General features: G+C 32.4%; 9 protein-coding genes. 2 read left to right on the forward strand and 7 right to left on the reverse strand.

Annotation, left to right across the window (positions count from 1 at the left end; all coding sequences use genetic code 11):
* The first annotated feature begins 136 nt into the window (after positions 1 to 136).
* Positions 137 to 3,658: a right-handed parallel beta-helix repeat-containing protein gene (locus tag K4897_RS04605; protein ID WP_250416932.1), complete on the forward strand. Its 3,522-nt coding sequence runs from the start codon at positions 137 to 139 to the stop codon at positions 3,656 to 3,658.
* A gap of 111 nt (positions 3,659 to 3,769) precedes the next feature.
* Here the strand turns inward: K4897_RS04605 and K4897_RS04610 are convergent, their stop codons facing one another.
* The 5 genes from K4897_RS04610 to K4897_RS04630 form a co-directional block, all read right to left on the reverse strand.
* Positions 3,770 to 4,915 carry a site-2 protease family protein gene (locus K4897_RS04610; protein WP_250416934.1) on the reverse strand — a complete coding sequence of 382 codons (1,146 nt, stop codon included), beginning with the start codon at positions 4,913 to 4,915 and terminating at the stop codon, positions 3,770 to 3,772.
* A 16-nt stretch (positions 4,916 to 4,931) separates the two neighbouring features.
* The gene (gene glp, locus K4897_RS04615) at positions 4,932 to 6,149 is read right to left on the reverse strand and encodes a gephyrin-like molybdotransferase Glp (protein WP_250416935.1); all 1,218 of its coding nucleotides are present in this window, start codon (positions 6,147 to 6,149) and stop codon (positions 4,932 to 4,934) included.
* A 12-nt stretch (positions 6,150 to 6,161) separates the two neighbouring features.
* Positions 6,162 to 8,312, reverse strand: coding sequence for a phosphoribosylformylglycinamidine synthase subunit PurL (purL, locus tag K4897_RS04620; protein ID WP_019265227.1), 2,151 nt, complete (start codon positions 8,310 to 8,312; stop codon positions 6,162 to 6,164).
* Positions 8,313 to 8,321: 9 nt separating this feature from the next.
* Positions 8,322 to 11,594, reverse strand: coding sequence for an isoleucine--tRNA ligase (gene ileS / locus K4897_RS04625; protein ID WP_250416938.1), 3,273 nt, complete (start codon positions 11,592 to 11,594; stop codon positions 8,322 to 8,324).
* Between the two features lie 163 nt (positions 11,595 to 11,757).
* A complete protein-coding gene (locus K4897_RS04630; RefSeq protein WP_094516340.1) occupies positions 11,758 to 12,963 on the reverse strand; it encodes a methionine adenosyltransferase in 1,206 nt (401 codons plus the stop codon).
* 160 nt (positions 12,964 to 13,123) lie between these two features.
* Between K4897_RS04630 and K4897_RS04635 the strand changes: the two genes are divergently transcribed.
* The gene (locus tag K4897_RS04635) at positions 13,124 to 13,477 is read left to right on the forward strand and encodes a DUF192 domain-containing protein (protein WP_019265224.1); all 354 of its coding nucleotides are present in this window, start codon (positions 13,124 to 13,126) and stop codon (positions 13,475 to 13,477) included.
* On the opposite strand, the gene K4897_RS04640 is transcribed toward K4897_RS04635, so the two are convergent.
* Positions 13,474 to 14,175 carry a dihydromethanopterin reductase (acceptor) gene (locus K4897_RS04640; RefSeq protein ID WP_019268114.1) on the reverse strand — a complete coding sequence of 234 codons (702 nt, stop codon included), beginning with the start codon at positions 14,173 to 14,175 and terminating at the stop codon, positions 13,474 to 13,476. The two genes, K4897_RS04635 and K4897_RS04640, sit on opposite strands and share 4 nt — an antisense overlap.
* 5 nt (positions 14,176 to 14,180) lie before the next feature.
* Positions 14,181 to 15,449 (reverse strand): serine hydroxymethyltransferase, encoded by a 1,269-nt coding sequence (gene glyA, locus K4897_RS04645; RefSeq protein ID WP_019265222.1) that lies wholly within the window; start codon positions 15,447 to 15,449, stop codon positions 14,181 to 14,183.
* Positions 15,450 to 15,535 lie beyond the last annotated feature (86 nt).

The following is a 15,535-nucleotide window of genomic DNA, read 5'->3' on the forward strand; positions in this document are numbered from 1 at the left end:
TGTGCAAATGTAAATTTTTAATTAAGGCTAAGGCACAATCATTCTATTTAAGTGTGATTGTGGGTTATTCTTCTTTTTAATTTAAAAGTACGTATAACTAATTTTATAATACAAGTGTAAAGGGAGGTGAAAAAAAGTGAAAAAAAATGCAATCTTTATATTAGTACTTATTTCAAGTATTTTAATATTACTTAATAATGTTAGTGCAACTGATGTGAATTCCACCGATGTTGATTGTTCTGTTAGTAATGCTGATGTTTCTATCAGTTCTGATGATAGTTTAAATGTGATTTCTGAACATGAGGCTGTTAGTTCTGGTTCTACCCAGCATGTAATTTCTAAATATAATTATACTCAATATTTTGATGGATTTGGTAATTTAGATTCTGCTGCAGTAAAAAATGGAGATACCTTGATTTTATCAGGAGAATTTGATAATAAACATTTCAATATTAATCGTCCTGTAAATATTGTTGGTAATAATAGTATAATTCGTGAAGGTTATCTTTATATCACCTCTTCTGATGTTAATGTTAGTAATATTAGGATTATTAACAATAATAGTCCTGGTTTAATTCTTTATAGGGCTTTAAATTGTAATATTTGGAATAATTCCATTGTAACTTATGGAGCTTTTGCCAGTATAGTTAATCCTGGTTCTAAATATAATAATATTTCTAATAATTATTTTAAATCTGGAACTGTAAGTGGTAAATCCTATTCTACTATGGTTTTAGGTGGTGCTGATTATAATTATATAGCTAATAATTATTTAGAATGTGATAATGCCAATATAATTTATATTTCCATTTGGGGCAGTGGTGCTTTCCATGGTGGTGAAGCTAACTTTAATATTTTTTATAATAATACTTTAAAATGTATGATTGATAATCCTGATGCTTTTTGTTATGGAATGCAAATGATGGGTTTTAATAACACCATTGATTCCAATGTTATTATAGGAACTTTCAGAGGGATTTCTACTTATGAAAATTCCACCGTGATTAATAATAAAATTTTTAATTTAACTGGTGTTGCTTATTTAAGTGCTGATCGTATTGGTGCTGATTACGGTATTTTTGTTGGAGATAATTGTTTAGTTTCCAATAATACCATTGCCAATTGCCTTATTAGTTCTTCAGCAATTTATTGCGGATCCAATTCCATTATATCCAATAATAATATTGACATTACTGGTGATGGTTACGGTATTTATGCTGATGGAGATAATATTAATGTATTAAATAATATTGTTAGTACTGTAGGTAAAGCCAGTATTTATCAAACTGGTAATTTAACAGGACTTACTCTTTATGGCAATATTATTAATTCTTCTTCCGGTGTTGGTATTTTACTTGTAAAGTCATCTAATTCCAAATATCCCTCTAATGTTAGTGTAATAAATAATATTGTGGTGATGTCTAGTAAATATTCTATTAATATTAAAGATGTAGATAAAAACAGCTATAATATTTCTGATAATAAATGTTATGGTATAATTTTAACTCCAGATAGTGAAATAAGTCATGGTAATGGAAGTTATACTATATATAATGTTTATGGCAGTTTTGATAATTTAACTGAGGCAATTAACAGTATTGTTGATGGTGGTGTTATTAATTTAATTGGAAATATTGAACTTATAAGTAGTGATTATTATTTACGCTCCGGTATTGTTATTGACAAGAATGTAACTATTTTAGGTAATAATTTCCAGATTAATGCAAATAAGTTTAATACTCGTATTTTCAATATTACTTCTACCGGTTCATTAGTTTTAAGGAATGCTGTTGTTTTAGGTGCTAATTTATTATTTAGTGATCTTCACTCTGAAGATATTAAAGGTATTGAGAAAGAATATTCCGGCGGTGCTATTTTTAATAGTGGAAATCTAACAGTTATAGATTCCTCTTTCATACATAATAATGCTAATTTAGGTGGTGTAATCTATAATGAGGGTGTTGCTACTTTGATTAATTCTAACTTTAGAGATAATAAAGCTGTTTCTGTGAATCCTTACAAGTGGGATGATTATGGTAACTCTTTAGAAGATGATACTATTCTTGTTTTTCCTGAGGAAGGCGGTTGTGCCGGTGCTATTTATAATGATGGCTATTTAACTGTAATTGACTGTTATTTCTTTGGTAATGATGCTGAAAGAAGTTCCGGAGTTATTTTTAATAATGGTTTTTTAAATGTTAGTAACTCTGAATTTTTATCTAATAAGGCTTCTGGACCTGCTGCTTTTTGTGGAGCTATTTATGCAAACAGTACTACAATTCTTAAAGAATCCAATTTCCACAGTACTCAAGCCAGTAGTGGTGGTGTGATTAATTCCAATAATGCTAATTTGACTATTGAGGATTGTAATATTCATAATAATATTGCTTATTATGATCATTGGGGCTCTCAAGGTGGAGTAATTTTTTCTTCCGGAGGCAATATTGATTTAATCAATACTAATTTCACTGCCAATAGTGCTGGTGCTTCTGCAGGTGTTATTGAAATATATGATATTCGTGGAAAAGCTAATACCAATTTAAGCATTACTGGCTGTAATTTTGATGATAATTATGGTGGTAGTAATGGTGTAATTGACATGTTTTCTTCAGGTAAATTATACATTGAGAATTCCTCTTTTACCCGTAATAAAGGTGGTTTGGAAGTCAGTGTTATTAATAATCGTGGCGGTGCTGATATGACTATTATCGATTCTGTTGTGAAAAATAATAATGCTGTTGGTGGTATTAGTAATGTAGCAGCTACTATTTATTCTAATGGAGCTAATAATGTGATTTCCGGTTCTGTTTTTGATAATAATAAAGGATCAAATGGTGGTGCTTTGTGGGTTACTGGTAAGACTATTGTTAGTGGTTCTAATTTTACTAATAATAAAGCTATAATCGATGGTGGTGCAATTAAGAATACAGGTTCTTTAACCATTATAGACAGTTATTTTATTGGTAATAAAGGTAACGGTAATGCTATTCATACTTATAACCGATTTAAGCCTAATGAGTTGATAGATAACGGTTATTTTGATAAAGATGGAAAGTATCATGTTATTATAATTAAACCTACCGAACCTGTTGTTCCTAGTAATCCCGATGTTCCTACTAAGCCAGATGTCCCTAGTAAACCGGAGGTTCCTACTAAGCCAGATGTTCCTAGTAATCCTAATGTTCCTGTAACTCCAAGTAATCCTTCTCAAGGAGGAAATACCGGTGGTGAGTCTAAAGGTAATACTTCAGCTGATAATGTGACTGGTGACGGAAATGGTACCTCTAGTGAGAATCCTGTAAATGGCAATACTAGTTCTGAGATTGTTGATGTTGTTATTGATGTGGTAAGTAATGGTAGTTCTATTAGTTCTGATTTAGATGGTCATTTTGCTGTTGGTGTAAGTGACATTATATTTACCGGTGTAGACAGTGCTGTTTCAAGTCCGTCCTCATCTTCTAGTTCTAGTTCTAGTAGTTCTATAGGAGAATCCAGTTCTAATGAGCAGGGTTCTGAGTCTAAATCTTATGAGGTTTCTAAGAGGGTTAATAAGAGTGCAATATCCACTAATAATATTATTGTTACTATTGTTGTTATTCTACTTGTTGCTATTCTAATTGGACTTGGTTATTATAGAAATAAGAAAAATGAAATTTAGAGTATTTAAAATCTTTTTTTAAATACTCCTTTTTTTATTTATTGATTTTTTTGTGTTCAAGTTGAAATTACTAAAATATTGACATTACCATGAAAAAAATAATATTCTGGATTATAAAAATCCATAAACCAAACTAAATATTATAATCATCCCTAAAACCAGGGACAGTGAATTTGTAATTGGCTTGTAATACTTTTCAGAGACTTTATAACTAAGTAATGTCTCAAACATATGTCCTCCGTCAAGAGGTTTTATCGGAAGCAGATTAAATAAACCAATACCAAGATTCAACATGAATATCCACTGGAACAGCTCCAGAATATTAAACCAGATCCATGGCAGAGAATCTCCATAAGTACTAGCTACACCATCATTTAATTCATAATGTTTAGCTGCTTGAATACCCATATATCCTTTAGACTCATTGTTTGGATTTTTATCTAAAACTATAGAATAATCACCTTCATTCGTTCCTATAGTTATGTTTTGACCTGGTTTAAGATTATTGACTGCATTTACATAGCTGTTTGAGTCATGAACCTTATGATTATCAATTGATTCAATAACCATTCCTTCCTTAAGAACCTTACTGGCGGGAGAGTCTCCTACAAGTCTGTCAATTTCAATCCCATGTTCTTCAAAAGTAGATGGAATAACATAAGACCCTACTGCAGAAACTATTAAAAGAGCTATCACTGCCAAAGTAATGTTTGCCATTGATCCTGCAGCATATATTCTTAATTTAGAAGATTTTTTAGCTTCTTTCATTTCTTCATCATCAGGTTCCATAAATGCCCCCGGAAGAATTGCAAAAAGCATCAGACCTACTGATTTAACATTTATTTTCTCAGCAACAGCCAATATACCATGAGAAAATTCATGAACTATCAATACAGTAGCTAATGCAACCAATCCATAGCCTAAAGGAACATAAATTGATGAACCAGGAAGTTCAACTCCAGGAATAACTAAAGAAACTGAAGGAGCATATAACATTGAGGATAATGAACTAAGCAGTGTCCATGTAATGTATATCATTGCAATATATGAAATTACAATCCCTACATTCATAAACCATTTCCAAAACCGTGGAGAAAGATTAGCCATCCTTTTTATAAAATTTTTAAACTTTTCAGTTCTCCACATAATAAGAGGAAACTGAATTTCAAATCCATGATTGGTTAATTTGCTTTTTAATCCGAATGCCAATATCCAGATAACAATGAAAGCGATTAAATAATAATAAATACCATTCATTAAATGACCTCTTAGTCTACCAAATTAATGAATCAAAGAAGACAACATCAACTATATCGCCCTTTTGATATCCTTCATCATTTTCATCTATTATGATGTAGCTGTTTGCCTCCACCATAGACCTAATTATACCAGAACCCCTGTTCAACACATGCCTTGCAAAATCATCATCTGAAAATGCACGGACAAAATCGGTTCTTCCAAGCTGAGAAGGAATTTTTAATAAAGATTCTCTTTGAACAATATGGAAATTAAAGTCTCTGCCCTGCATATTAAATAAATATTTCCTCGCAAAAATATCAAATTGAGTCATAGCTGCAACTGGCTGTCCTGAAAATGTAAATATCATTTTATTATTAGCAATACCTGCACCAATAGGTTTTCCAGGCCTTATAGATACACCATGGAATAATATCTCCCCAATATCACCAACAACATCCAAAACCACATCACCTTTACTGATAGCTGTTCCCCCAGTAGTCATTATAACATCATATTCATCTAATGCTTCCAAAATAGCTTTCTTAACTTCTTCAAAACTATCTTTTACATGACAAATATCAAAAACAACTCCACAATCTTCAAGCATGGAGCCAATTGTGTACTGGTTAGAGTTGATTATTTTAGCTTTAGATATTTCTTCCTTAGTTGGATCTACAAGTTCATTGCCTGTAATAATTACCTTTACTTTAGGTTTTTTAAAAACTTTAACTGTATTATATCCTGCAGACGCTATTAAGCCCATTTCCTGATATCTGATAAATGTATTTTTAGATAAAACCACATCCCCCTTGCTGATATCTTCAGCTTTCGGACTTACATTTTCACCAGGAGTTACCTGACTGTAAATGGTTAACTCATCACTCTGTGTTGTAGTATACTCCTTCATTAAAACAGCATCTGCACCTGCAGGAACAGGAGATCCAGTAGCTATTACAATAGCTTCATTTTCACCTATTATCTTGTCACAAAAATCTCCTGCACCAATTGAATCAACAATTTTTAAATGTTTAGGATTGCTTTGTGATGCTCCAAAAGTATTTACTCCCTTAAGGGCAAAACCATCCATTGCAGATTTATCAAAAGGAGGAGAATCATGAAAAGAAATAATATCTTCAGCCAACACTCTTTTATGAGCATCTTTTAAAGGTATTTCTTCATAATCCATTACCCTCTGATTACTTTCCATTAATTTCAAAGCATCTTTTAGAGAATCTAATTTAGACAAAAACATCAGCGCACCAGCTTAAGCCATGTATTTTTCAATAACTCCATGATAAGAATTATTTAATTCATCAATGGTAAATTCATTATCTCCAAGTTTTAAAACAGTTCCTTTAACTTCCCCTATAATAGCTACAGGAACATTTATTTTATTTAATATTTCATCAACAGCATCAGCCTTTACTGTTACAATATATCTACCATGTGATTCACTATAAATTAAATCTGATTCTTCCAAATCATCAGAAGTTATAACTGAATCCAAATCTATTTCACAACCAATATTACCTTTCATAACCATTTCAGATAATGCAACAGCTAATCCGCCATTAGATATATCATGAATAGCTGTAATATTTTTAGATGAATCTTCATCAAGTAATTTTAAGATAGTTTTACCATTAGCCAATTCATCTTCAATCCTAATTCTTGGAGCCATACCTTTTTCAATATTATGAATAGCCCTATGATATTCCGAACCGGTTACTTCATCATAAGTAGTACCAATTAAAAGGATTTTATCACCGGAGTTTTTAAAGTCCATTGTTCTGATATTTTCAATGTTCTCAACACCTATAACACCAACAGCAGGAGTAGGATTGATTTTAATACCTTCAGTTTCATTATAAAAACTTACATTTCCACTGATAACCGGAGCATTAAAATTCTCAGCTACAAGTGACATACCTTCAATTGTTCTTTTAAATTGCCATAATATTTCAGGAGTTTCAGGATTTCCAAAGTTAAGACAGTCCACAACAGCATAAGGAGTTGCGCCCATGGAAATTACATTACGAATAGCTTCAGCTACACAACCTGCACCGCCATCAAACGGAGACAATTTAGTGTGGATTGTATTTGCATCAGTTGCAAGTGCAATAGCTGTCTCATCATCAATTCTTAAAACAGCTGCATCATCACCAGGTTTTACAACAGTTCTTACCTGAACTTCGTGGTCATACTGTTTGTAAACCCATTGTTTGGAAGCAATATTGGGTGAAGATAAAAGTCCAAGTAAGGATTGCCTAACTGGAGGGTGCTCTACTTCAACTTTTGATGTATCTTCAGGTATTTCTTTTAATTCACGATTAAGTGAAGGAGGATCAGCTAACAGTATAGTTGGCAAATCAGCTAAAGAAGAACCTTCATCATCAATTATCATGTTGTTTCCGTCAATAACTTCCCCAATAACTGCTGAAACAATTTCATGTTTATCACAGATTTCCTGTGCTTTTTCAACATCTTTAGGATTAATTACAAAAACCATTCTTTCCTGAGATTCTGAAAGCATGATTTCATATGGAGTCATTCCTGTTTCTCTTAAAGGAATATTACGTAAATCAACTCTTGCACCATTATCTGATTCATCAACAAGCTCTGAAATACAGCAGGTTAATCCTCCACCACCTAAATCTTTAACTCCGCTAACATTAATTTCATCTAAAATTTCAAGAGAAGCTTCCAAAACTCTTTTTTTAGTAAATGGATCAGCTACCTGTACAGCAGGCCTGTCTTCTGTTTCACTATCTGAAGTTAACTCTTCTGATGCAAAGGTTACACCATGAATTCCATCACGGCCAGTTGTACCTCCCATCAATAAAAAGACATCCCCAACATATGGAGCTTTTCCACGAACGATTTTATCTTTTTCAACAAGTCCTACACACATTACATTAACTAAAGGATTTGTTCTAAATGAATCATCAAATTCAACTTCACCTGCCACTGTTGGAACTCCTACCCTATTACCATAGTCAGAAATTCCCTCTACAACATGTTCAAATAAATATTTTGATTTCTCATCATCCAATGATCCAAAACGTAAAGAATCTAAAAGAGCTATTGGTCTTGCACCCATAGAAATAATATCTCTTAAAATTCCTCCAATTCCAGTACCTGCTCCACCATAAGGCTCAATAGCTGAAGGATGGTTGTGACTTTCCATACCAACAGCCAAAGCATATTTATCAGTTACTGAAACTAAACCTGCATCATCTCCAGGACCTAAAATAATATTTTCCCCTTCAGTAGGAAATGTACCTAGAATTGGTCTGCTGCTTTTGTAGGAGCAATGTTCTGAAAACATTACATCCAACATCCCTTCTTCCAGTTCATTCATTTTCCTGCCAAGGATTCCTTCAATATATTCCATTTCAGAATCTGTTAAAGTCATTTTAAACACCTATTGCACTAATCTTATAGAAATACAGACTTCCTCGCCTTCAATATCCCAATTTTTAGTATAAATATCTTCGCCATCTAAACATTCTTTTCCATCAGAGCTAATTAAGCTGCGTGCCCTGATTTCATTAACAATAAATTCAGATTGTGGAAGTATTAATTCTTTAAATTCGCTAGAAGTACTTACAACAGCATCAATACTAGCTTCCACATCTAAATCTAAATCTTTCCTCATGTCCTGAACTCTTCTAATAAGTTCACGAGCCATTGCTTCTTGTTTAATTTCAGTAGTTACATTAGTATTTACAAATACATTACCAAATTCAAATTCAGAACTTACAAAATCATCAGGGAGCTCTGTATCAAATAGTATATCATTACTATCTAATTCAAATGATTTCCCATCTGCTTCAACAGTGAATTTACCTGTATCATCCAATTCGCTTTTAATTAGATTACCGTCAGCTTCTTCAAGATATTTTTTAACAATACCCATATCTCCTTTAAGTCTAGGACCCAAAGTTTTAAGATTAGGTTTTGCATTAAATGACAAGTTTTCAAATTCTGCAGCAGTTAACACTTCTTTCGTATTTGATTGGTCTTTAATAATATCCTGTAACTCTTCAATAGCTTTAAGAACATCTTCATCCTGAGACACAATAGTAATATCAGATACAGGCCATCTAAGTTTGTATCTGGCTATATCCCTTGCTCTTGCAGATGCTTCAATTACTTCTCTTACTACATCCATTTTTTGCTCTAAATCAGAATTGATTTTAGATTCATCATATCCCCAGTCAAGCATGTGAATACTTTCAGGAGCGTTTTCATCAACTCCTTTAACTAAGTTTTCATAGATTTCTTCACAAACATGAGGAGCTATCGGACATAAAACTGAAATCAGTTTGTAAATAGCTGTGTATAGACTGTAATAAGCTCCAAGTTTATCCGGATCATCACTTTCTACCCATGTTCTTCCACGAATAAGTCTTACATACCAGCGGCTTAAATCTTCAAGTATAAAGTTATTGATTTTTCTTGTAGCCTTATGGAATGATAACTCTTCCAAGTCCTGACCAACTTCTTTTATTAAAGTATTGGCTCTGGATATAATCCAATTGTCCTCATCTCTTAAAATGATATCTTTTTCAGTTATTTTAGTTGGATTGAATTCATCTAAAGACATATAAGTAGTTGAAAATACATATACATTCCATAAAATATTAAACATCTTATTTACATTAAGCAATTCATCCCATACGAATTTTAAATCATCCCATGGCTTGCTTGCCCATAATAAATAGAATCTTAATACATCAGCACCATATTTCTCAATAACTTCTTCAGGAGAAACTACATTACCTAATGATTTACTCATTTTCTTACCGTGTTCATCTAAAACAAAACCGTGCATCAGTACTTTCTTATATGGTACCTGTCCCATGGAGATTACACCAGCACCTAACTGTGAGTAGAACCATCCTCTAGTTTGGTCATGGCCTTCTGTAATGAAGTCATATGGGAACCACTGATTAAATTTATCTTGCTGCTGAGGATAATATAATGAAGCCCATCCAGCTACTCCTGAGTCAATCCAAACATCTAAAACATCAGGAATTCTTTTTACTTCAGAACCGCATTTATCACATTTCATTACGATTTCATCAACATATGGTCTGTGAACAAGCTCATCATCATCAACAGAGATATCATTTAAAGCTTCGTTTTTTAATTCCTCTACAGAACCTATTACTTTTAATTCACCGCAATCAGGACATTCCCAAATAGGAATTGGAATACCCCAGTATCTTTGTCTTGAAATTGTCCAGTCTTTAGCATTATCTACCCAATCTCTGAATCTTCCCTGACCTGCCCATTGTGGCACCCATTCCACTTTGTCAATTTCATCAAGCATTTTTTGTTTAATGTCTGTTACTTTTAAAAACCATTGTTTAGTAGCTAAATATATGATAGGAGTTTTACATCTCCAACATACACCATACCTGTGTTCTATTGTTTCGTTTCTATACATTAAACCGCTGTCCTGCAAATCAGCCATGATTTCATCATTAGCAGCTTTACAGAATTCACCGGCATATTTGCCAGCATCATCAGTGAAATTACCGCTTTCATCAACAGGACAGAAAATCGGCAAATCATAAGCTTTACCTACTTCAAAATCGTCAGGACCATGTCCCGGTGCTGTATGTACGAATCCTGTACCTTCACCAAGTTCTACATGATCTCCAGGCAAAATAGTGTGAACATTTTCATTTTTATCAAATTCATCATGTATTGAAACTTCTTTTTCCAATGGATAAATGTATGATTTATGAAGTAAACTTTCACCTTTGACAACTTTAATTATCTCATAGACAACTTCAGTTTCTTTTATGATTTTATCTTCTTCATCTTCATTTTCAGCAGGTATTTTAGTTTTATGTACAATGGTAGCAGGACCTAAAACTGTTTCTACCAGGTTTTGAGCAAGAAGTAAAATTTCTCCATCAATTTTAACAAATGCATAATCAAATTCAGGATTTACACAGATAGCAAGGTTTGCAGGAAGTGTCCATGGAGTTGTTGTCCATACCAAGAAATATTCCGGCAAATCGCTGTCTTCCAGCAATGGAGTTTTAAGTGGAAATTTAACAAAAATTGAAGGGTCAACTTTTTCTTCATAATCAATTTCTGCTGCGGCCAATGCTGTTTCACAATGAGGACACCAGCTAATTACTCTTTTATCATTTACAAGTAAATTCTGTTCATTAGCTCTTTTTAATGTCCACCATGCAGATTCCATATATTTGGGATCTAAAGTCATGTATGGGTCTTCCCAATCCATCCAAACTCCCAAATCATCGAATTCTTTTTCCATAGCTAATTTATTGTCTATTGCAAATTCCTTACATTTATCAACAAATTTAGCTATTCCAATGTTTTCTTCAATTTCCTGTTTGCTTTTAATACCCATCAATTCTTCCACTTTGTGTTCAATTGGAAGACCATGCATATCCCATCCTGCCTGTCTTCTTAAGCTAAATCCATTCATACTTTTATAACGTAAGTAAGAATCTTTAATAACTTTATTCCAAGCAGTTCCTAAATGTATTTTACCACTACAATATGGAGGTCCATCTAAAAAGGAATATTGAGGACCATTAGCTCTAAGTTTATTTACTTTAGAAAAAGTATCTTCTTCTACCCAGAAGTTTTGAATCTTTTTTTCTATTTTTTTATGATCATATGATTTGTCTGCCTCTTTTATTGGCATGATAATTCTCCCTATATTAAATAAGAAATTAATTGATATGTTGTGTTGAATAATTTAAAAAAAAATAAAAATCTCTAAAGAATAGAAATTTAATTTAGTTGAAAAAACGAGAAAGGAAATTTAATATATAGTTATCAAACTATAATTAAATTATACCTATAATCTAAAAGGTTCTTGTTTTTCCTTGAACAACATTTTCTGTAATGATTGATATATCTTCAAGCCACCTGTCAACAATTTGTTCTACTTTTTTATCAACATCTTCAAGTTTGACGCCATCTTCTAAAATAAGTTGAGTAGAAGCTGCTTTCGGCTGGTCAATAGGTTTACCAATTTGGCTTAAAATCATAACATTCATCTGTTTGATTCCTTCAACATTTTCAACAACGTCATTAGCTATTTCATTAGATAATATGTTGTAAATTTTACCTACGTGGTTAATAGGATTTTTACCGGAACTAGCTTCCATTGACATTGGTCTGCATGGAGTGATTAAACCGTTAGCCCTATTTCCTCTACCTACAGAACCGTCATCACCCATTTCAGCAGAAGTACCTGTTACAGTTAAATAATAACCTGATTCATCAGTTGCATCATCATTGTCTGCAGTGTTAACAAATACTTCAACTTCCCTGTTGGTGTATTTGGTTGCAAGATCAGATACAATATCTTTTAATTCTTCACGAACAGCAATGTATTCTTCCCTGTTTGCAACAAATTTTGAAACCATTGCACATCCAATAGTTAAGGTAATTTTTTCTCCTTCTCTTAAACCCATAACTTTGATATCTTCACCGACAGCAGGATGTTTAGCTTTGAAAGCTTTGGAGTTTAATAATTCTTCAGTAGCTTTAACTAAATTTTCAGTTTCTGAAAATGGAGCATAACCTACACCAAAAGAGGTATCATTTGAAGAAGGTGCACCTTCCCTTTTAAATACATCTACCAAATCTCCGGATCCGTGTCCAATTTTACATTCAACAACAGTATCCAATTCAACATCTAAATTAATGATAGTTTCATCTAAAAAGTTTTTAGCTGCTTCAATAGCTACTCTGTCAAGAGGGAATTTAACTCCATCATATTCTGAAACTCCCCTACCAGTCAATAAGATATCAATAGGTTTTAAGATTTTACCTCCGCCGAATACAGGATTGGATTCCCCTGCAGTAATTTGAACTTCGTCAGTGTTATGGTGAAGAACTCCTCCTAATTCATCCATGTACATTTTACATAAAGCTTCACTTACAGTTTCACCGATACCGTCACTAATACTGTCTGGGTGACCTATACCTTTTCTTTCAACGATTTCAATATCGATATCTTCAATATAAGTTTGATTTAATTCTTTTACAATTATGTTTCTCATTTTATCAACACATATCAGTTATTTATATTATATTTTTTTAGTTTAATTAATAAATAAATGTATGGGATTTTAACTTTCAAACTAAATTTCTTAAAACAAAAGCAATATTCCCTAATCAGATTCTAAAAACTTAAAAACAATAAAAACAAAAGCTAAGCTAATGAAAAAAGGAATTTACAACAAAACAACTAAACAAAACATCAATATGAAAATTAAATTTGCAGACACATATTTTAAACGGCTTAAAGGATTGATGTTTAAAAAAAATATTGATTACGGACTGGTTTTTATTATAAAAGCTAAAAGCAGATTTAATTCAGGAATTCACACATCATTTATGAAATTTAACATAGATGTGTACTTTTTAGATGAAAATTTAAAGATTTTTGATATTCAAACTCTGAAACCCTGGGAAAAATATACCCCTTCAAAAAAAGCAGATTACATAATTGAGTTTGAAGAAAATAAAATGAAAAATAAATTAAAAAAAGGAGATGAAATAGAATTCATCTAATAATCTTTTAAAAAGTCCAGTAACTCATTAGGATTTTCAAATATTTCAATATCTCCAATACCAGTTAATTTTTTAGTATTTTCAATATCAATATTCCTCATATACATTGTTATGATTTTACCTTCAGATATTGCTCCATTTGGACATATGTCTTTACAAAGACCACATCCAATACATTTTAACAAGTCAATTTCTTTGTGAGGAATAATTGCTTTCTGTTCACATGTCAAAGATGCAACACACTCACTGCAAGCCTCACATTTAGAAACTTCCATTTTTGAAGGTAAAACTGTATCAATAGGACCTGGATGAATATCTACTGGAACTATAAGTGTTTTAACAGCTCCTTTACCAGCCTGAGCCACAGCATTTGTAACCAAAGTATCTGAAATACCATGAACAATCTTTGCAACTGTATTGGCAGTAGCTGGAGTCACAATCAGCAAATCATATTTACCAAGTGAAAGTCTTCCAGTAATTGGATAGCTAAATTTTTGAGTCCTGTCAGTAGCTAATTCCCTATATTTTCCGCCAGTTAAACTAACTACTCTTTCATAAAGACCATACATTTTTAAAACATCTTCACCAGCACCAGATAAAAATATAGTTAATTCATGATCCTTAGCTAGTTTTTCAGCTACCTGAACAGACTCATTAAGTAAATGACCAGCTCCAGTAAATGCAAATCCTATTCTCATATTATCTAAAGTTTATGGAACCTGTAACCTTCGTTTTGTGAGAATGAATAGTGAACAGTAGTGTACTGATCCATGAATTCACGTACTTCGTCTTTAATGTTTTCTTTATCAACAGCAACTCTTTTAATGAATTCAGCTACTTCATCCATTTCTTTTTCTTTTAATCCTCTTCTGGTGATTTCCTGAGTTCCTATTCTTAAACCGGAAGGATTATCACTATCATTTACATCATCGCCAGGAAGAAGGTTTTTGTTTAAAATAACATCATTATTAGCTAAATCACGTGCAATATCACTAGCACTTCTAATATTTGAAACATTAATAGCTAATTGGTGAGATTCTGTAAATCCTAATTCTTCACATAATACATCAAATCCACGCTCATATAAGCTTTGAGCTAATGCTTTGGAATTTTTAACAATCTGTTTAGCATAGTCTTGTCCAAATTCCAACATTTCTGCAGAAGCAATTCCTAAACCAGCTAAATGGTGGAGATGGTGATTACTTACAACACCCGGAAATACTGCATTGTCAATAACTTCCTTGTTTTCTTTATGAGAAAGAATAATTCCTCCTTGTGGACCAGGGAATGATTTGTGAGTACTTCCCATCATTAAATCTGCTCCTTCCGCTATTGGTTGTTGGAATTGACCACCAGCAATAAGTCCCAAAACATGCGCTGCATCATACATGATTTTTGCTCCAACTTCATCAGCTGCTTCACGAGCTTCTTTTACAGGATGAGGGAATAAGAATAAACTTCCTCCGAAAAGAACTATTTTTGGTTTTTCTTCGAGGATTTTTTTATTCATTGCATCAATGTCAATGTTCATAACTTCTTTGTCAAAAGGCTGACTTATAGTTTTTAAACCAGCAATTCCTGCTGCACTAACTTTAGCATGGCTAATGTGTCCTCCATAAGGAACATCTAATGCCATTAATTTGTCACCATAATTAGAATAACCGAAAAATGCTGCTAAATTAGCTGTTACTCCAGAAATAGGCTGAACATTTGCATAGTCAACATTGAATAATTTTTTAGATAAGTCAATAACACGATCTTCTATTTCATCAATATACTGACATCCTTCATATAATCTTTCATGAGATTGTCCTTCTGCATATCTATGAGCTAAATCAGAAGCTACAGCCTCAGTTACATCTGAACTTGTAATATTTTCACTAGCAATGAGATTTATACTGTTTCTCATATAATTAGTGTGTTCTTTCATGATTCTTTCAAATTCTAAAACTTCGTTTTGATAATCAGTCATTTACTACACCTAAGTATCCAATTAGTATTAAAAATTAACGATACACAAATACATTATGTTTATCTTATAATATAATATTTTTGCAG

This window comes from Methanobrevibacter sp. TLL-48-HuF1, assembly GCF_023617305.1.
Lineage (GTDB): Archaea > Methanobacteriota > Methanobacteria > Methanobacteriales > Methanobacteriaceae > Methanocatella > Methanocatella intestini.

Coding starts and splice junctions, on each gene's coding strand:
- K4897_RS04610 (WP_250416934.1), bottom strand. CDS start 4,915: ATGAATGGTATTTATTATTATTTAATCGCTTTCATTGTTATCTGGATA.
- ileS (WP_250416938.1), bottom strand. CDS start 11,594: ATGCCAATAAAAGAGGCAGACAAATCATATGATCATAAAAAAATAGAA.
- glyA (WP_019265222.1), bottom strand. CDS start 15,449: ATGACTGATTATCAAAACGAAGTTTTAGAATTTGAAAGAATCATGAAA.
- purL (WP_019265227.1), bottom strand. CDS start 8,312: ATGACTTTAACAGATTCTGAAATGGAATATATTGAAGGAATCCTTGGC.
- K4897_RS04640 (WP_019268114.1), bottom strand. CDS start 14,175: ATGAGAATAGGATTTGCATTTACTGGAGCTGGTCATTTACTTAATGAG.
- glp (WP_250416935.1), bottom strand. CDS start 6,149: ATGTTTTTGTCTAAATTAGATTCTCTAAAAGATGCTTTGAAATTAATG.
- K4897_RS04635 (WP_019265224.1), top strand. CDS start 13,124: ATGAAAAAAGGAATTTACAACAAAACAACTAAACAAAACATCAATATG.
- K4897_RS04630 (WP_094516340.1), bottom strand. CDS start 12,963: ATGAGAAACATAATTGTAAAAGAATTAAATCAAACTTATATTGAAGAT.